14 protein-coding genes are annotated in these 18,314 nt (G+C 62.1%); 12 read left to right on the top strand and 2 right to left on the bottom strand.

All coding sequences use genetic code 11. The features are described 5' to 3' along the window. Positions 1-435: 435 nt before the first annotated feature. The 8 genes from FYB92_RS13520 to FYB92_RS13485 all read left to right on the top strand — a co-directional run bounded on the left by FYB92_RS13520 (position 436) and on the right by FYB92_RS13485 (position 11,428). Complete coding sequence (locus FYB92_RS13520; protein ID WP_192264843.1) at positions 436-2,664, top strand: beta-glucosidase; 2,229 nt, start codon at positions 436-438, stop codon at positions 2,662-2,664. Between the two features lie 47 nt (positions 2,665-2,711). After that, positions 2,712-3,380 carry a hypothetical protein gene (locus FYB92_RS13515; protein WP_332828804.1) on the top strand — a complete coding sequence of 223 codons (669 nt, stop codon included), beginning with the start codon at positions 2,712-2,714 and terminating at the stop codon, positions 3,378-3,380. A gap of 456 nt (positions 3,381-3,836) precedes the next feature. Beyond that, positions 3,837-4,355 carry a cupin domain-containing protein gene (locus FYB92_RS13510; protein ID WP_332828803.1) on the top strand — a complete coding sequence of 173 codons (519 nt, stop codon included), beginning with the start codon at positions 3,837-3,839 and terminating at the stop codon, positions 4,353-4,355. Between the two features lie 14 nt (positions 4,356-4,369). Then, positions 4,370-5,005 (top strand): NUDIX hydrolase, encoded by a 636-nt coding sequence (locus FYB92_RS13505; protein WP_192264841.1) that lies wholly within the window; start codon positions 4,370-4,372, stop codon positions 5,003-5,005. A 129-nt stretch (positions 5,006-5,134) separates the two neighbouring features. Beyond that, positions 5,135-7,003: a molecular chaperone HtpG gene (gene htpG / locus FYB92_RS13500; RefSeq protein WP_062808639.1), complete on the top strand. Its 1,869-nt coding sequence runs from the start codon at positions 5,135-5,137 to the stop codon at positions 7,001-7,003. Between the two features lie 467 nt (positions 7,004-7,470). Then, positions 7,471-8,571 (top strand): S-methyl-5-thioribose-1-phosphate isomerase, encoded by a 1,101-nt coding sequence (gene mtnA, locus FYB92_RS13495; RefSeq protein WP_003617988.1) that lies wholly within the window; start codon positions 7,471-7,473, stop codon positions 8,569-8,571. Positions 8,572-8,712: 141 nt separating this feature from the next. Next, positions 8,713-10,530 (top strand): aspartate--tRNA ligase, encoded by a 1,818-nt coding sequence (aspS, locus tag FYB92_RS13490; protein WP_040511565.1) that lies wholly within the window; start codon positions 8,713-8,715, stop codon positions 10,528-10,530. Positions 10,531-10,534: 4 nt separating this feature from the next. Continuing rightward, positions 10,535-11,428 carry a cell envelope integrity EipB family protein gene (locus tag FYB92_RS13485; protein ID WP_062808640.1) on the top strand — a complete coding sequence of 298 codons (894 nt, stop codon included), beginning with the start codon at positions 10,535-10,537 and terminating at the stop codon, positions 11,426-11,428. Positions 11,429-11,941: 513 nt separating this feature from the next. Here FYB92_RS13485 and FYB92_RS13480 read toward each other — a convergent pair. After that, positions 11,942-12,724 carry an exodeoxyribonuclease III gene (locus tag FYB92_RS13480; RefSeq protein ID WP_003617991.1) on the bottom strand — a complete coding sequence of 261 codons (783 nt, stop codon included), beginning with the start codon at positions 12,722-12,724 and terminating at the stop codon, positions 11,942-11,944. A 6-nt stretch (positions 12,725-12,730) separates the two neighbouring features. Next, complete coding sequence (locus FYB92_RS13475; protein ID WP_075595961.1) at positions 12,731-13,099, bottom strand: iron-sulfur cluster assembly accessory protein; 369 nt, start codon at positions 13,097-13,099, stop codon at positions 12,731-12,733. A gap of 131 nt (positions 13,100-13,230) precedes the next feature. Between FYB92_RS13475 and FYB92_RS13470 the strand changes: the two genes are divergently transcribed. The 4 genes from FYB92_RS13470 (at position 13,231) to FYB92_RS13455 (ending at position 18,271) form a co-directional block, all read left to right on the top strand. Continuing rightward, positions 13,231-14,412 (top strand): deoxyguanosinetriphosphate triphosphohydrolase, encoded by a 1,182-nt coding sequence (locus FYB92_RS13470; RefSeq protein WP_062808643.1) that lies wholly within the window; start codon positions 13,231-13,233, stop codon positions 14,410-14,412. Between the two features lie 106 nt (positions 14,413-14,518). Continuing rightward, on the top strand, positions 14,519-16,321 hold the full coding sequence (gene argS / locus FYB92_RS13465) for an arginine--tRNA ligase (RefSeq protein WP_075596013.1): 1,803 nt from the start codon (positions 14,519-14,521) through the stop codon (positions 16,319-16,321). Then, positions 16,318-17,352, top strand: a complete 1,035-nt coding sequence (locus tag FYB92_RS13460; protein WP_332828802.1) for an SPOR domain-containing protein — start codon at positions 16,318-16,320, stop codon at positions 17,350-17,352. Before argS ends, FYB92_RS13460 begins: the two co-directional genes overlap by 4 nt. Positions 17,353-17,431: 79 nt before the next feature. Beyond that, complete coding sequence (locus tag FYB92_RS13455) at positions 17,432-18,271, top strand: ScpA family protein (RefSeq protein WP_048859157.1); 840 nt, start codon at positions 17,432-17,434, stop codon at positions 18,269-18,271. Positions 18,272-18,314 lie beyond the last annotated feature (43 nt).

Genomic DNA, 18,314 nt, shown 5'->3' with positions numbered 1-18,314 from the left:
TCTAAAAAGCTTCGGAAGGCACCGCCTTTTTTAAAAAAGGCGGCATCCAAAAACTTTTCTTCTATTTATCAATGATCTGTTTTCAAATAGAGATGGTTATTCTGCAAAAAATATTGTTTCCCAAAGGTCATTCCTGCTTGATGATCTGACAATCAGCATATGGTTCTGGTGAATATTTTTTCAGAATCCTCGAAAGACGTTATTTTTTCTGACAACGGCGCCAAAAGTTTTTATGTTTATCAACAGGTTGTTTTGTGTGTGGTGCCTTTTGGCATCATGTGCGGCCTGTCATCAGGTTTTCTTGGCCGACATTGCGATATGTCATGCCGTTCTGGCGGGATGGGGTTCATCCTTAGGGCGAAATGGGGGTGGCATGCCGATTGGTGACGTCAGCTTCTTCTGGTTGTGGCCATGTATGAGGAGGATGATCGACGCATGATGATGTCTCGTAAACTGATGTTGCTGTCTGCCGTGGCGTTTGGCGGGATCGTTGCTCTGTCGCCCGGCGCGCAGGCCCGCGAGGGACAGGATGCCCCGGCCACCATGGCCACCACGGCGGACAGCCGGGCGCGCGATCTGCTGTCGCACATGACGCTTCAGGACAAGCTGTCGATGGTTTTCACCATTGATGGGGGGGGCACGATGGGCAATGCGCCGATCCCGCCTGGCGGCCTGGGGTCGGCGGCATATCTGAAGACGCCGGCCGGGCTGCCGCCGTTACAGATCAGTGATGCGGGCCTTGGCCTGCGTAACCCGTCGCATGTGCGCCCGCACGGACAGGCGGTCGGCCTGCCGTCCGGCCTTGCAACGGCCAGCACATGGGACCCGGACATGGCGCGGCAGGGTGGGGCGATGATCGGCGGCGAGGCCTGGCGGCAGGGGTTCAATGTGCTGCTGGCCGGTGGCGCCGACCTGACGCGTGACCCGCGCGGGGGACGCAATTTCGAATATGCGGGCGAGGACCCTTTGCTGACGGGGCGGGTGGTTGGGGCCACCATCGCCGGTATCCAGTCGCAACATGTGATTTCGACGTTGAAGCATTTCGCGATGAACGATCTTGAGACATCGCGCATGACCATGAGTGCGGATATCGATACTGCGGCGATGCGCGAAAGCGACCTTTTGGGATTTGAAATTGCGATGGAGGTCGGGCATCCCGGGTCGGTGATGTGTTCGTACAACCGCGTCAACGACATCTATGCCTGCGAAAATCCCTATCTGCTGACAAAGGTGCTGAAGCAGGACTGGAAATATCCCGGCTTTGTCATGTCCGACTGGGGGGCGACCCATTCATCCGCCCGATCCGCCCTGGCGGGGCTGGATCAGGAATCATCGGGTGACGATGCCGATGCCCGCCCCTTTTTCCGCGAGATCCTGGCGCGTGATGTCAAGGAGGGGCGCGTCCCCACCAGCCGGGTGGATGACATGGCGCAGCGTATTGTCCGCTCCATGTATGATGTGGGGCTGGTGGACCATCCGCCGGTCATGCAGCCGCTGGACGTCGTGACCGATACCCTTACCGCGCAGCGTGATGAGGAAGAAGGCGCGGTGCTGCTGAAGAACAGTGGAAACCTGCTGCCGCTGTCGCCCACGGCGCATGTCGCCGTGATTGGCGGGCATGCCGATGTGGGCGTGATTTCGGGTGGGGGGTCCAGCCAGGTCGATCCGATCGGCGCGCCCGCGATTGGCGTGGTCAAGGGACCGGGCAAGAAGGACTGGCCCGGCGACCCGGTATATTTCCCGTCTTCGCCATATCGCATGATGCAGGCGGAAGCACCGTCGGCGCGCCTGACCTATACCTCTGGCGCGGACATCGCGCGCGCGGCGGATGCGGCGCGCAGGGCGGATGTTGCGGTCGTGTTCGTGACGCAGTTTTCCTATGAAGGCATGGATACCGCCAATGCCATGACGCTGGATGGCAATCAGGACGCGTTGGTGGCGGCGGTCGCGCGCGCCAATCCGCGTACGGTTGTCGTGATGGAAACGGGCAACCCGGTCATGATGCCCTGGCTGGACAATGTCGGTGCGGTGATGGAGGCATGGTATCCCGGTTCGGGCGGTGGCGCCGCGATTGCACGCCTGCTGTATGGCAAGGTGGCCCCGTCGGGTCGTCTGCCGATGACATTCCCCGCATCGCCCGTCCAATTGGCCCACCCTGATATTGCAGGTGTCACGGCCAACAGTGTGTTTGAAATGCAGTTCCATACCGATCAGGAACTTGTCTATGACGAAGGCAGCGAGGTTGGCTATCGCTGGTTCGACCATACGCATGCGACGCCGCTCTTTGCGTTTGGCCATGGCCTGACCTACACCACTTTTGCCCATGATGGCCTGCGTGTCGCGCATCATGGGGACGATGTCGTCGCCACCTTTACGGTGCGCAATACCGGCACGCGCGTGGGGGTGGATGTGCCGCAGCTTTATGTCCGCCTGCCCGATGGCGGGGGGCGTCGCCTTGCAGGATGGCAGCGTGTGACGCTTGCGCCGGGTGAAAGCCGTGAACTGTCGGTGGTGCTGGAACCACGCGTGCTGGCGCATTTCGATGAGAAGCATGACCGCTGGAACGTGCCATCGGGGGAATATCGCATCTGGCTGGGGTCGTCTGCCGTGGATGAGTCGCAGCAGGTGACGTTCCACCTTGCCGGCCGGAACATGGCCCCCTGAGTATGGCGTGGGTGGGTGCCCCGAAAACTGGCCGGCATCGCGGTCGCTTGTGTAGTGCCTCGGTGTCGGTCATGGTCCTGCTTACGGCGCTGATGTCGGGAGGGGAGGGCATGGCCATGGCGTCCGGCTGGCCTGATACGCCCATGGTACGGATGCGCATGCAGGCTGAAATCCGTACCCTGCAGGTGGCATTGCTGACGCAGCCAAGTGCGACTGTCACGCTGGAGGATTGGTGCGCCCGCCATGGCATGGCCGCGCCCGCGCGTGTGCTGGCGCGGCGTCTGCCTGTGGCACCGGCCAGCATACCGGCGCAGGTGCGCGCCGACCTTGGCGTGGGTGTGGATGAACCGGTTCGCCATCGTCGCGTTGCGCTGTCGTGCGGTGCGCATGTGCTTTCTCTGGCTGACAACTGGTATGTGCCCGCGCGCCTGACCCCGGCGATGAATGCACGGCTGGATCAGACGGATATGCCGTTCGGCCATGTGGTTGCTGAACTTGGTTTTACGCGGCGCACGCTGGAATCCTCATTGCTATGGTCGCCTCTGCCCACAGGGTGGGAAGCGCACGCCATCCCCCCTGCATCATCGGGCATGATCGCGGTGCCGGCTGAGGTCCTGCGCAATCGCGCGGTCCTGTCACGTCATGATGGCGCTGCATTCAGCGAGGTTGTGGAGACCTATACAGGCGCGATCATGGAATTCACGCCACCATTATAGGTAGCTGTTTGAAAATAAATCATTGATAAAAATAACAAAAGTTTTTGAGTGCCGCCTTTCGATCGAAAAAGGCGGCGTCTTTTGAAGCTTTTTGGAAAAAGCTTCACCAAAAACCTTTATAATTTCAGGATGCTATTGGGTCTGACTTTTTAATAAGTCTCTAAGTTATGTTATGTTTTTATTATAAATTATATTGAAATTACTTCACTTTTTTTTGGGATAAAGTGGCGAATATTTACTCTATTTTTCCTGATGGGTCGTTTGCAAACGGCATTTTAACGCAGCCATCAATGTAAAAAGCCGGAAGGCAGAAAGAACCTGACGCGGCTTTTTCCCTGAACATTTTGACAGGGGGCAGCGCGGACACCACCTTGTCGCCTGTCGCGGGGTCGGGCACGGTGGCGCATTGCCTGTCGTACGGCAGGCCCGTACCCAGCCAGGCAAATGAGGTGCCCCATGACCGAAAAATCCCCCACGGATCGCAGCGCGCTGGACCTGCGTGACCCGGGGCTGGGTGCGGCGAGGGTCCGTGCCGCCCTGTCGCTTGCCCCCCATCCCGAAGGTGGCAGTTACCGTGAAATCTGGCGCGAGACACGCGCCGATGGTGGGCGTGGCAGTGTCAGCACGATCGAATTCCTGCTGGAGCAAGGGGAGCGTTCGCACTGGCATCGTGTCGATGCGGCGGAAATCTGGTGTTGGCAGGCGGGCGGCCCGTTATGTCTGCGTATTGTGGGCGCGGGGCAGGCCGAACAGGCCATAACCCTTGGCCCGTGTCCCGATGCGGGCGAGGTGTTGCAGGCCGTGGTACCCGCCGGGGCATGGCAGGCCGCCCAGGGCATGGGGAAATGGTCGCTTGTGGCGTGCATCGTTGCGCCCGCCTTCCTGTTCGATACATTCGAACTGGCCCCGCCCGGCTGGTCCCCGGCAGGCACGCAGGAACAGACCCAGACAGAAATACCGACAGGTCTGGCGTGATGGAGGACAGGCCCATGACCCACGAACCGCAATGGCTGTCACTTGCACGCGAATTGCAGGCCATCGCGCAAAGCGGTCTTGCCTATGCCGATGGCAGCCCATTTGACCGGGAACGTTACGAGGTCGTGCGTGACGTCGCCGTGCGCATGATGGCGATGGGCAGCGACGAACCCGCCCCGCGGATTGCGGACCTGTTCGCGGCCCAGCGCGGTTATGCAACGCCAAAGGCGACGGTACGCGCGGCGGTGTTCGATGCGTGCGGCCGTATCCTGCTGGTGCGTGAGGTGCTGGACCACGGGCGGTGGACCCTGCCGGGCGGATGGGCTGACGTGAACCTCTCGCCTGCGGAAAACACGGTCAAGGAGGTGTACGAGGAAAGCGGCTATATCGTGCGCGCCACCCGGTTGGCGGCGGTATGGGACCGTGCGCGGCAGGCGCACCCGCCGGGACCGTTTTCGTGTTACACGTTATGTTTCCTGTGCGAACTGCTGGGGGGGGTGCCCACTATCAGTGCGGAAACATCGGAAATCGGATGGTTCGCGCGCGATGAAATCCCTGCGGACCTCTCCCTGGGCCGCGTACTGCATGCGCAGGTCGATGCGATGTTCGATTATGCCGCCAACCCGGCCCTGCCGACCTATTACGACTGATCCCGCCCGCCATACGGGTCACACTCTGTAATGCGCTGGGCATAGGCCATTGAAATCGGGCATGAAGATTTCCATATCGTAACCCATGACAGTTCGGCCGACTACTGAAGCTGGAGAACAGGTAAAAAGATGACAGAACAGACAGCCGCGCCCGCCGCCGGGGGCGAACAGCATGAATTCAGCGCCGAGGTCGGGCGTCTTCTCGACCTTGTGGTGCATGCCCTTTATTCCGAACGGGAAATCTTCCTGCGCGAACTGGTGGCCAATGCCGCCGATGCGACGGACAAGCGCCGGTTCGAGGCCCTGACCGATGGTGCGCGCGCCCTGCCGGATGATGCGAAGATCCGCATCAATCCCGACAAGGAGGCACGCCTGCTGACCATTACCGATGATGGCGCGGGCATGGACAAGGACGAACTGGCGCGCAACCTCGGCACCATCGCGCGGTCGGGCACCCGTGCATTTGGCGAGGAACTGCAAAAGGCCAAGCCTGAGGAAAAGCCCAGCCTGATCGGGCAGTTCGGTGTTGGCTTCTATGCCGCGTTCATGGTGGCGGACCGTGTGGACGTGATCTCGCGCCGCGCCGGCAGTGACGAGGCCTGGTGCTGGTCCTCCACGGGCAAGGGGAACTATACCATTTCCCCCGCAACGCGGGAGAAGGCAGGCACGGACATCATCTTGCATATCAAGGAAGATGCCGACGACTTCCTTGATTCGTGGCAGCTTGAGACGATTGTGCGCAAATGGGCGGACCATATTTCGTGGCCCATCAGCATCGTCAAGGAAGGCGAGGAAACCACCGCCAACAAGGGTACCGCCCTGTGGCGCAAGGGCCGTGGCGAAATCGACGAAGAACAGCTTAACGAGTTCTATCGTCATGTCAGCCACAACTTCGACACGCCATGGGCGACGTTGCACTGGCATGCCGAAGGAACGCTGGAATTTTCCGCCCTGCTGTTCATCCCCGGCAGCAAGCCGTTCGAATTCGGCGAACCCGTGCGTGAAAGCCAGATCCGCCTGCATGTGCGGCGCATGTTCATCACGGACGAAGCCGGGCTGCTGCCGCCATGGCTGCGTTTTGTAACCGGCGTTGTCGATACGGAGGATCTGCCGCTCAACGTCTCGCGCGAGATGTTGCAGGCGACGCCGGTGCTGGCGCGTATCCGCAAGGCCGTGACCAATCGCGTGATTTCCGAACTGAAGACCCGCGCCAAGGACGAGGCGGATTTCGACAGGTTCTGGGATAATTTCGGCCCGACCTTCAAGGAAGGCATCTGGGACGATGCCGAGCATCGCACCGAACTGGCGACCATCGCGCGTTTCCGTTCCAGCACGCAGGATGGCTGGACCACGCTGGATGCGTATCTGGAGCGTAAAAAGCCGGAGCAGGAGGCGATCTACTACCTGACGGGGGATCGCGCGGAAATGCTGTCATCCTCACCGCAGCTCGAAGGGTTCCGCGCGCACGGGATCGAGGTGCTGTTGCTGTCGGATGCGGTGGATTCCTTCTGGCCCGACCGGCTGGGTGTCTACAAGGATACGCCGCTGCGTAACATCAGCCAGTTCCACGCCGACCTTGAGAAGTTTGGCGCGGCGGAGGAAACGGCCGAGGAAAAGAGCGACCTTGAGTCCGTCCTGCCTGCGTTGAAGGAAGCGTTGGGCGATGCGGTGTCCGATGTGAAGGCGACGAATCGGCTGGTGGACAGTGCGGTCGTGCTGGGTGCCGCCGAAAATGGCCCGGATCTGCAGATGATCCGCCTGATGCGGCGCAGCGGGCAGGAAACGCCCGATACGGCGCCCGTATTGCAGGTCAACCCGCGCCATGTGCTGATCCATGAACTGGCGCAGCGCGTGAAGGCCGGGGAGTCGATTGAGGATCTTGCCCTGATTCTGATGGACATGGCCCGCATCCAGGATGGTGAAAGCCCGAAAGACCCGACCCGCTTTGCCCAGCGTCTGACGGCTCTGCTGTCGAAGGTGGCCGTAAAGGCTGGCTGACGCGCCACCCGGCCCGTCATGGTGCGATATCCCGTCATGCCGTCATGCATGGCGGGATATTTTTTTGCCCGTCGCACCATGCGGGGGCGGGATGGTTCGCGTATGGTGCGGTGATAGCGATACACACGCCCCGCAGATGTATTCGTTTGCGAAAGACAGCGTTCTTTTGATGCTTTTCGTAAAAAGCTTCCCCAAAAACGTCTTCGGCATCATACAATGGCCGAGGAAGTTTCCCGGCGGGCACTGTCATGGCAGGCACTGTATGGCAGGCAATGTCTGGCGGGGTACGCTTTGAAAATGTCGCTGATATTTTCGCATGACGCATGTTAACCGGTGCGCGGGTGATGGCTGACTGCGTGATGATGGCCCGTTGGTATGATCGGGGCTTGAATACATGTCGCGCGGATGCTTCCTTGCACGCCCCTGATGAATGGTAAGTTCCTGATTTTGACAACGGCAAACGACGCATGAAAATCAACGATGTCTCGTATCGCAGCGTTTGGGTTGACCCCGATGACGGGTGGTCGGTGCGGATATTTGACCAGACCCGGCTTCCATGGGCGCTGGACATCCTGCGCCTGACGCAATGTGGGCAGGTCGCCCATGCCATACGCACCATGCAGGTGCGTGGCGCGCCGCTGATTGGCGCGGTTGCGGCCTATGGGCTGGCGCTGGCGTTGCGGGTGGATGCCTCCGATACCGCAATGGAACGTGATGCCGCGATGCTGGCCGCGACACGTCCCACGGCGGTCAACCTGGGGTGGGCCATCGGGCGGATGCTGACGCGGCTGCGTCTGCTTGCTCCTGCCGACCGTGTGGCCGCCGCCTATGACGAGGCGGGGCGCATCTGTGATGAGGACGTGATCCAGAACGAGGCCATAGGCCGGCTGGGCCTTGAACTGATCGAGGAACTCCATCGCGCGCGGGGCAATGCCGCAGGACCGGTCAATATCCTGACCCATTGCAATGCCGGATGGATCGCAACCGTGGACTGGGGCACTGCGCTGGCCCCGATCTATATGGCGCATGACCGGGGTATTGATGTGCATGTGTGGGTGGATGAAACCCGCCCGCGCAACCAGGGTGCATCGCTGACGGCATGGGAACTGGGCAGTCATGGCGTGCCGCACACGGTCATCGCGGATAACGCGGGCGGCCACCTGATGCAGCATGGCAAGGTGGACCTGGTGATCGTGGGCACCGACCGTGTGACACGTAACGGTGATGTCGCCAACAAGATCGGCACCTATCTCAAGGCACTGGCGGCAGCGGATAATGGCGTGCCGTTCTGGGTCGCGCTGCCTTCCACCACCATCGACTGGAGCATTTCGGACGGCGTGCGTGAAATCCCCATCGAGGAGCGTGCAAGTGCCGAAGTCACCCATATCTCCGGCCTGACGGGGGCGGGGCAGGTCGAAACGGTGCAGTTGACGCCACAGGGCAGCGGTGCGGCAAATCCCGCATTCGATGTGACGCCAGCACGCCTTGTGACGGGGTTGATTACCGAACGTGGGCGTTGCAGCGCCACGGCGGATGGGTTGTGTGACCTGTTCCCCGAATATGTATAAGTGAAAAAAAAACGCCCGTGCGGCGTTACAGGGGTGTCCGAACTTGACAGCGCGGGGCAGATTGGCTTTGTCGCGCCTGCGGGAACGGACGGCTGTAACGGCCGCCCGGCACCCCTGAAACAGGTTGGACAGGACGAGATCATGCATCCCTATCGTACCCATAGCTGTGCGGCCCTGCGGGCCAGCGACGCCGGGCAGACGGCCCGCCTTTCCGGATGGGTACACAGCAAGCGAGATCACGGCGGCCTGCTGTTCATTGATCTGCGCGACCATTTCGGCCTGACCCAGATCGTGATCCCGGCGGGATCGCCTGTGCTGGAACTTGCGGAAAAGATCCGCGTCGAAAGCGTCCTGACCATTACGGGCGAAGTTGTCCTGCGGGACGCCGCGACGAAAAACCCGAACCTGCCGACAGGGGATATCGAGGTCCGCGCCCAGCAGATTGATGTGCAGTCGGCGGCCGATGTGCTGCCGTTCCAGGTCGCAGGGCAGGAAAACTACCCCGAGGACCTGCGCCTGACCTATCGCTATATCGACCTGCGCCGGGAAAAGGTCCATCGCAACATCATGCTGCGCGCGCAGGTGATCGCAAGCCTGCGTCGGCGGATGACCGACCTGGGGTTCGTTGAATTCCAGACGCCCATCCTGACGGCGTCCTCGCCCGAAGGCGCGCGCGACTTCCTTGTTCCCGCGCGCATGCATCCGGGCAAGTTCTATGCTCTGCCGCAGGCCCCGCAACAGTTCAAGCAGTTGGCGATGGTCGCGGGCTTCGACCGTTATTTCCAGATCGCGCCGTGCTTCCGCGACGAAGCCGCGCGCGCCGACCGTTCACCGGGCGAATTCTACCAGCTTGACTTCGAAATGGCGTTCGCGACGCAGGAAGATGTGTTCGCGACGCTGGAGCCGGTGATGGAAGGGGTGTTTCGTGAATTCGGCGGCGGGCGTATCGTCAGCAAGGCCCCGTTCGAGCGCATTCCCTATGCCACCGCCATGGAAGTCTATGGCAGCGACAAGCCCGACCTGCGCAACCCGCTGAAGATTTCCGATGTCACGGACTCTTTTGCAGAATCCGGATTCGGCCTGTTCGCCCGTATCGTCGCCGATGGCGGTCAGGTGCGCGCCATCCCCGCCCCCGGCGCAGGGGAAAAGCCGCGTGCGTTTTTTGACAAGCTCAATGCCTGGGCACGTGAAGTCGGTGCCGGTGGCCTTGGCTATATCATCTTCGCCGAAGATGGCGGCAAAGGGCCGATCGCCAAGAACCTTGAGCCCGAACGTATCGCCGCCATCCGTGACAAGACGGGCCTGAAGGCAGGCGACGCGGTCTTCTTTGCCGCGGGCAAGGGGGATGAGGTCGCCAGGTTCTCCGGCCTGGTGCGCACGCGCATTGCGACTGAACTTGACCTGATCGAGGAAAATGCCTTCCGTTTCTGCTGGATCACGGACTTCCCGATGTTCGAGCGAAACGAGGATACGGGACAGATCGACTTCTCCCATAATCCGTTCTCCATGCCGCAGGGCGGGATGGAAGCACTGGAAAAGCAGGACCCGCTGACGATCAAGGCCTACCAGTACGATATCGTATGTAATGGTATCGAGCTGTCGTCGGGTGCGATCCGCAACCATCGTCCTGATGTGATGATCCGTGCGTTCGAGATCGCGGGCTATCCCGAAAGCGAGGTCGAGGCCCGTTTTGGCGGCATGCTCAACGCCTTCCGCTATGGCGCGCCGCCGCATGGCGGGTCCGCGCCGGGTGTGGACCGTATCGTCATGCTTCTGGCTGATGAACCCAATATCCGCGAGGTCATTCTCTTCCCGCTGAATCAGCAGGGTGAGGATCTGATGATGGGCGCGCCCGCCCCGGTGGAGAGCGCACGCCTGAAAGAACTGTCTCTGGCGCTGGACCTGCCCAAGCCAAAGCCGGTAGTCGTGAAAACCTCCGAAACCCCAAAGAAAGACTGACGGCATGCATCGTGCCATCCGGGCCTGCGTCATGAACGCGCCACGCTGGCGGGGCGTGTGCATGGGTGCGGCCCGGATGGTGACGGCAGGAATGGCGATGGGGCTGGTTCTGGGGCTGATGCCCCCGGCCAGGGGGGCGGAAACCCCGACACCACTGACGCCACATCGCGCGGTATATGACCTGACGCTGCAATCCGTCAGTGGTGGTCAGATCGTCTCTGCAAGTGGCAGCATGACCTATGTGCTGTCCGATGCATGTTCCGCATGGTCCACGCAGCAGGAACTTAACCTGCAGACTGCATCGCGCAGTGGCGTGCAGACGGAAATCCGTACCGATTACGCCGTGCTGGAGGACAAGGACGGTGGCCACATGGTCTTTCGCACCCATCAATACGGCAGTGGCGTGACGGAACAGAAGATCAGTGGCGAGGCGACGATGACAGCCACCGGTGGTCAGGTGCGTTATACCCAACCGGGCGTAAGCGTCGTCCCCCTTGCGGCGGGTACGCTGTTTCCTGTGGCGCATACCCGCGCGATCATCGCCGCCGGACGCGCGGGACAGGCCACCATCGAACCTGTCCTGTTCGATGGCACCACGGAAAAAGGGGCCATCGACACCTTCATTGTCCTGATGGGGTGGAAGCCACCGCCAGCACAGACGGATATCCCCGCGCTGGCACATCTGGGGTCGGTTGCGACGCATGTGGCCTATTACGACCATGCGACGCACGACATGCCGCCGGATTTCGATATCGGCATGCGATATTTTGAAAATGGCGTATCGGACCGGCTGGACATGAATTTCGGGGAATTCCGTATGCGCGGCACGTTGCGCACCTTTACCCCGCTGCCTGCGCCGCGTCATTGCTCCGTCATGGTGACGCCGCATTCGCCATAAAGGACAGGCAGGGGTGGGCTTTGTCCCCACCCCTTGCCCAAAGATATTAGAGAGTGTCTGAGAACAACTCATTGATGAAAAAAAGAAAAGTTTTCGGGTGCCGCCGTTCGATCGAAAAAGGCGGCGTCTTCTGAAGCTTTTTGGAAAAAGCTTCACCAAAAACTTTTATGATTCCAGGATGTTATCGAGCCTGACTTTTCAAACAGTCTCTTATCTGTCCTTATGAAAATAATCCATTGATAAGGAATGATAAAAGTTACCGGGTATTGCCGTTTTCCAATCAGGCAACGCCCTTTAACGCGTTCTGGCAAACACATTGCCAGAAACTTTTATTATTCAGCCTGTGACGTGACCTGCATGTTCCAACAGTTGCTTCAGCAGATCACGATGCATGGGGCGGCCGCCCTGCGTTCTGCATCCCGCAGGAGCCGGGGTGCCCGGCTCTTGCATGTGTGCGACGCCCCCGCATATCCGGGAATATTTCTTTGAATATTTCTTTTTTGAATATTTCTTTCAGGCCACCGCGTCGCGCAGTGTGACAATCAGCGGGACATGGTCGGAAGGCTGCGTCATGTTCCGTTCTTCCCGGTCGGGGATGGCGCTCAGCAGCCGTTCGGCCACGCGGGGCGACAGCAGGGCATGGTCGATGCGTAACCCGCTGTCACGCTGCCATGCGCCTGCCTGATAATCCCAGAACGTATAAAAACGTCCCACCGGATGCAGCGCGCGCAACGCATCGGTCAGCCCCAGCCACAACAGCGTGCGAAAGGCCGCGCGCGATGCCGGGCGCACCAGTGCATCATCGGGGGGCAATGCGCCGGGGGCGAGGTCTTCGTCCGTCGGGCAGACATTGTAATCCCCCGTCAGCACGAAATCCGTGCCCGCATGCAGCAGGTCACGTGCATGTTGCGCCAGTGCCGCCATGAAGGCCAGTTTGTTGTCATAGCCCGCTTTCCCGCCCGAATTGCCGTTGGGCAGATAAAGGTTGCCAAATGTCAGTGCCTCTGTCCGGATTTCGACATAGCGCGCCTGTGGTGGTTCGCATTCCCATCCCGGCAGGGCACGGTGCGTCACCGTGAACGGCACGCGCGACAGGATGGCGACGCCGTTATAGCTTTTCTGCCCGACGACCACGCTTTCATATCCGGCCTTGCGAAACGCATCGGCGGGGAACTGGTCCTCGATGCATTTGATTTCCTGCAGGCCAATCAGGTCGGGCTGTTCACGTTCCAGCCATTGTAGGACATGGTCGTGGCGCTGGCGGATGGAATTGACGTTCCAGGTGGCGAATTTCATTGCGCGTCAGTCAACCGAGAAACTGGTGCCACATCCGCATGACGAGGTCGCCTGCGGATTGCGGATGGTGAAGTGCGCGCCCATCAGGCTATCCTTGAAATCAAGTTCCCCGCCCTCAAGCAGGTCGAGGCTGGCAGGATCGACGATCACATGTGTCTTCCCCGCCGGGATGACGATGTCGTCGGGGGCGATGGCGGTTTCCAGCGCGAATTTGTACTGGAACCCGTTGCACCCGCCCGCCAGAACGGAAACCCGCAGGCCCGGCGGCGTGGCGGAGGCTTCGCCCTGTTCGTCGATGATTTCGCGCAGGCGCCTGATTGCACCGTCAGAGACGCGGAAACTGGCGGGGGTGGGGTGGTCGGTGGTCTTGTCCATCGGGTATCACCATCGTGTGACGGAACCCGCGAACGTGGCGGCATGGTAGCCATCGCGTCCGGGGCAGGTTATCGGACAAAGGACGGATGCGCGGCCATCGCGCCCGGCCTTCATGCGGGATAGAGGTATATATGAGTGTCGCCCCCTATGCTGTCCAGATCGCGACCGCGCGCGGCCGCCTTCACAAGGAGGCCGAAGCCCCCACGCGCACGCCATGGCAGCGCGATCGGGACCGCATCGTCCATTCCGCCGCCTTCCGTACCTTGCAATACAAGACGCAGGTATTCCTGAATCACGAAGGCGATTTTTTCCGTACCCGCCTGACACATTCGCTGGAGGTGGCGCAGATTGCGCGTTCCATCGCACGCAGGCTGCACCTTGACGAAGACCTGACCGAAGGGCTGGCACTGGCGCATGATGTCGGTCACACCCCCTTTGGCCATGCGGGGGAGGAGGCATTGTCGGCGGCGATGCAGCCATGGGGCGGGTTCGATCATAATACGCAGTCCCTGCGATTGGTGACGATGCTGGAGCGGCATTATTTTGCTTTTGACGGGCTGAACCTGACATGGGAACTGCTGGAGGGGTTGGCCAAGCATAACGGGCCGGTGGATCATCCCACGGCCTATGTCGCCGATTATGCCGCCCGCCATGGGCTGGAACTTGGCAGTTTTGCTTCGGCGGAGGCACAGGTCGCGGCGCAGTCGGACGATATCGCCTATCACGCCCATGACCTTGATGACGGGCTGCGCGCGGGTCTGCTGCACCTGCCCGACCTGGAGGATTTGCCCGTGGTGGGCGATGCCCTGGCCCAGGCACGGCTGGTGCAGCGCGAGGTCGGGGCCGAACGGTGCGGGGCGAATGACCCACGCCTGCGGCACGAGACGATCCGCCGGGTCATCAACGTGCTGGCCACCGACCTTACGGCACAGACACAGCGTAATCTGGAACGCCTGTCGCCCACCTGTGCCGATGACATCCGCCATGCGCCCTATCCCGTGGTGGCATATAGCGAGGCGATGCGCGTGGCGAATCTGGAAATCCGCAAGTTCCTGTATGCCCGGCTGTATCGCCACTGGCGGGTAAACCGCATGACGCGCAAGGCGCGGCTGACGGTCGAATCGATTTTCACCATCCTGTCGGAAAACATGACGCTGCTGCCCGATGGCTGGCGCGAAGATGCGCTGGCGGCGCGTGATGCCAAAAAGATGGCCGATGCGCACCGGGTCGTGGCGGATTATATAGCCGGGATGACCGACCGTCTGGCGATGGAGGAATATCGGCGGTTGACGGACCTGTCCTCGCCGGGGTGAAACAGCATGGCATCATGCCATGCCCCGTTTCGGGATATGGCCTGTGTGCCGCGTTATGTTTTCCGGGCCTGTGGCTCCGGGTGTCAATTTTGGGAAACCGCACCACATGTCTGACAGTCTGTTCGTCCGCTATCTTTCGCATGTGCGCGAGGCACTGGGCCAGGTCGTGCCCGATCTGCCCCCCGCCATCGTGGCGCGGGTGGAGGTCACGCCCACGCGCGATCCATCGCATGGCGACCTTGCGACGAATGCGGCGCTGCTGGTGGCGAAGGTCGCGCGACGCAAACCCGCCGACATCGCGGCGGACCTGGCCCGTGTGCTCGAATCCGTGCCCGGTATCACCGCGGCGCAGGCGGCAGGGCCGGGATTTGTGAACCTGAAGCTTGCCCCGGCGGTCCTGCAGGAGGTCGCGGCACAGGTGCTGCGTGCCGGCGACTCCTATGGTGATGGCCATGTGGGTGACGGTGTGAAGGTCAATGTCGAATATGTCTCCGCCAATCCCACGGGGCCGATGCATGTCGGGCACTGCCGTGGCGCGGTGGTGGGGGACGCGCTGGCGAACCTGCTGTCGAAGGCGGGATATGGCGTGACCAAGGAATATTACATCAACGATGCCGGGGCGCAGGTTACGGCGCTGGCATGGGCTGCATACTGGCGTTACCTGCAGGCGATCGGCACCACGTTGACGCAGGATGAATTCGCAGCCCTCGTGCCCGGCGGCATCCAGTATGGCGGCGATTACCTCGTGCCCGTGGGCGAGGAACTGGCCGCCCGACATGGCACGTCGCTGGCGGCCGATGGTGGTCGGCCCGCACCGGTGGATGTCTGGATGCAGACCGTGCGGACCGAAACGGTGGCGCGCATGATGGCCATGATCCGCGAGGACCTCGAAGCACTGGGCGTGCATCACGACGTCTTCACAAGCGAGGCGAAGATCCTTGCGGATGGGGAAACCAACCGTGCCATCGACCGCCTGACGGCCAAGGGCCTGATTTATGAAGGTGTGCTGGAACCGCCCAAGGGCAAGCTGCCCGAGGATTGGGAAGCACGACCGCAGACGCTGTTCCGCTCCACCGAATTCGGTGATGACGTGGACCGTCCGCTGCGTAAGTCCGACGGGTCGAACACCTATTTCGCCAATGATATCGGCTATCACGCGGACAAGATCGCGCGCGGGGCCGATGTGCTGATTGACGTGTGGGGCGCGGACCATGGGGGCTATGTCACGCGCATGAAGGCCGCCGTCGCGGCGCTGGGGCAGGATGGGAAGCCTGAACTTGACGTCCTGCTGTGCCAGATCGTGCGCATTGTGCGTGACGGGCAACCGGTGCGCATGTCCAAACGTGCGGGCACATTCGTCACCCTGCGTGACCTGATTGACGAGGTTGGGCGCGATGCCGTGCGCTTTACGATGCTGACGCGCAAGGCCGATGCGCAGATGGAATTCGACCTTGACCAGGTTGTGGCGCAAAGCCGCGACAACCCGGTCTTTTACGTGCAGTACGCCCATGCGCGCTGCTGCTCCGTGCTGCGTGGCGCGGCCGAACTGGCACAGGCGGGCAGGCTTGCGGGCGATCTGTCGGCGGAGGCGCTGGCCGCGCTTGATCTGTCGGGGCTGTCGTCGGATGCGGAACTGGCGCTGCTGGGGCGCATGGCACAGTGGCCGCGCGTGGTCGAAAGTGCGGCCATCGCGCATGAACCGCATCGCATCGCCTTTTACCTGCAGGAACTGGCGGCGGATTTCCATGCGTTGTGGAACCGTGGGCGTGATGACGCCACCCTGCGTTTCCTGCATGAGGATGACGCCCAACTGACGCGTACGAAACTGGCACTGGTGGAAGCCACGGCGCGTGTGATCCGTTCGGGTCTGCGCGTCCTTGGTGTCGAGCCGGTCAAGGAGATGCGATGAGTTCAGCAGACCCCACCGATCGTAACCCGCACGAGGATCGGATCAACCGCGAGCGTGAGCGCATGAGCCCCGATTACGGGGACGAGGATGACGCCCCGCGCGCGCCAATGGAACCGCCCGAATCCGGGGCGGACCGCCGTGGCGGGCGTGGGCGTGGGATCATGTCCACCGTAAGCGGGCTGCTGGGTTCGGGGTTGTTGGGTGGCAACGACCCGATGACGCGCAAACTGCTGTTCGGGGCAGCGGGCCTTGGGGGGCTGCTGATCGTGTTCGTGGGCGGGTGGTCATTGTTTGGCCATCACCAGAACGGCATTCCCGTGATTGGTCCGCCGCCGGGTGCGTTGCGTGTCAAACCGGCGGACCCGGGCGGGATGCAGGTGCTGGGCGCTGATGGTCCAGGCGTGGGGGATGGTGGCGGCGACGGCGCGCATATGGCCCCCGGCCCGGAACAGCCGCGCCCCGACGCCATGGCCCGCCAGTATGGGCAGACGGAGGCACCGGCAACCCCCGCCCCGGCACAGGCAGGCGCCGCCGCGCCGGGCGTGCAGGCCACGCCGCTGGCTTCGGCGCAGACGGAGGAGGGGGCGGCGCCATCCACCGCTGCGAGCATCCCTGCTGCTGCCACCCCTGCTGCTGCTACCCCTGCCGTTGCACCCCCGCAGCCCGCGCCGGTGTCCGCACCGCAGGCGACGGAGGAGGCGGACGGGGCGTCGGATGAAGATGACCATGCCCCCGCTGCCGCGCCGTCCGGCGCGCATCATGGTGCCGTTTCGCATGCGGCGGGCGGGCAGTATGGCGTGCAGCTCGCGGCACTCGACAGCGAGGCGGCAGCCCGGAAAAGCTGGGGACGGCTGCAAAGCCAGTATGCCTCCCTGTTTGGCGATCGCCAGCCCGCCATTGTCCGCGCCGAGCATAACGGGACTGTGTTCTATCGCCTGCGTGTCAAGGGATTCGCCTCCACCGCGCAGGCTTCTGCCTTCTGCCAGCAGGTCAAGGCGCACGGACTGGCCTGTAACCCGGTCCGGTTCTGAGCCTGCGGCATGATCGTTTTTCATGCCGGTCGCCGGGAATGCCCCCATGTCCGCTGAGGACGTGGGGGACCGGGGGGATATGGAGGATGCGGCCACGGCGGAGGGGCATGCGCCGGTCGTGATGTCCCCGGTCCTGCACCTTGACGGGTTCGACGGGCCGATGGACCTGCTGCTGGAGCTGGCGCGTGCGCAGAAGGTTGACCTGTCGCGCATTTCCATCCTCCAGCTTGTGGAGCAGTACCTTGCCGTAGTCGATTCCGTGCGTGACCTGCGGCTGGAACTTGCGGCCGACTGGCTGGTCATGGCGGCGTGGCTGGCGTGGCTGAAATCACGCCTGCTGCTGCCCGCGCATGACGAGGATGCCTTGGATGCGGAGGAGGCGGCAGGCGCATTGCAGGCGCGGCTGGTGGAACTCGAACGGATCGGTCTGCTGGCGCGCTGGCTTGGGGCGCGGCCCTGCCTCGGGCATGACGTGTTTGAACGTGGGGAGGCCGAAGACCTTGTGGAGGTCGACCGCTCCGGCCTTGCGGTGGATATCGCCCAACTGATGCGTGGTTACATGACGGCCATGCGGCGGCATGCGCGCAAGCGTGCCTATCGCCCGCGGCAGTTCCATTTCTGGACGGTGCAGGATGCGTTGCGCCGCCTGCGTGACCTTCTGGGCGCGGACATGGTGCCTGACTGGTGCGGCCTGGATGCGTTCCTGCCCACCGCGCGTGAGGCGGGGCGGATGGACGCACCGCAGGAGGACGAACGCCGTGCGCAGCAGCGTGCGGCGGTGGCGGGCACGCTGCTTGCTACGCTGGAGATGGCCAAGAGCGGGATCATAGAATTACGCCAGAACGAGGAATTCGGCCGCATTGAACTGCGCCGTAACCCGCAGGCCGAAATACTGGAGACAGGAGTGCAGACGGCATGACGACAATCCCGCCCGATGAGGACCCTGCCGCACCCCGGTTGCC

The organism is Novacetimonas sp. GS1 (assembly GCF_036686925.1).
GTDB classification, from domain to species: Bacteria; Pseudomonadota; Alphaproteobacteria; order Acetobacterales; family Acetobacteraceae; genus Novacetimonas; species Novacetimonas hansenii.
This window is presented reverse-complemented; position numbering and strand designations above follow the sequence as displayed.

Excerpts from the sequence above, each read along its gene's own strand:
- FYB92_RS13475 (WP_075595961.1), bottom strand. The coding sequence starts at position 13,099 with ATGGACAAGACCACCGACCACCCCACCCCCGCCAGTTTCCGCGTCTCT.
- htpG (WP_062808639.1), top strand. The coding sequence starts at position 5,135 with ATGACAGAACAGACAGCCGCGCCCGCCGCCGGGGGCGAACAGCATGAA.
- FYB92_RS13460 (WP_332828802.1), top strand. The coding sequence starts at position 16,318 with ATGAGTTCAGCAGACCCCACCGATCGTAACCCGCACGAGGATCGGATC.
- FYB92_RS13505 (WP_192264841.1), top strand. The coding sequence starts at position 4,370 with ATGACCCACGAACCGCAATGGCTGTCACTTGCACGCGAATTGCAGGCC.
- argS (WP_075596013.1), top strand. The coding sequence starts at position 14,519 with ATGTCTGACAGTCTGTTCGTCCGCTATCTTTCGCATGTGCGCGAGGCA.
- mtnA (WP_003617988.1), top strand. The coding sequence starts at position 7,471 with ATGAAAATCAACGATGTCTCGTATCGCAGCGTTTGGGTTGACCCCGAT.
- FYB92_RS13480 (WP_003617991.1), bottom strand. The coding sequence starts at position 12,724 with ATGAAATTCGCCACCTGGAACGTCAATTCCATCCGCCAGCGCCACGAC.
- FYB92_RS13470 (WP_062808643.1), top strand. The coding sequence starts at position 13,231 with ATGAGTGTCGCCCCCTATGCTGTCCAGATCGCGACCGCGCGCGGCCGC.
- FYB92_RS13485 (WP_062808640.1), top strand. The coding sequence starts at position 10,535 with ATGCATCGTGCCATCCGGGCCTGCGTCATGAACGCGCCACGCTGGCGG.
- aspS (WP_040511565.1), top strand. The coding sequence starts at position 8,713 with ATGCATCCCTATCGTACCCATAGCTGTGCGGCCCTGCGGGCCAGCGAC.
- FYB92_RS13455 (WP_048859157.1), top strand. The coding sequence starts at position 17,432 with ATGGAGGATGCGGCCACGGCGGAGGGGCATGCGCCGGTCGTGATGTCC.
- FYB92_RS13520 (WP_192264843.1), top strand. The coding sequence starts at position 436 with ATGATGATGTCTCGTAAACTGATGTTGCTGTCTGCCGTGGCGTTTGGC.
- FYB92_RS13510 (WP_332828803.1), top strand. The coding sequence starts at position 3,837 with ATGACCGAAAAATCCCCCACGGATCGCAGCGCGCTGGACCTGCGTGAC.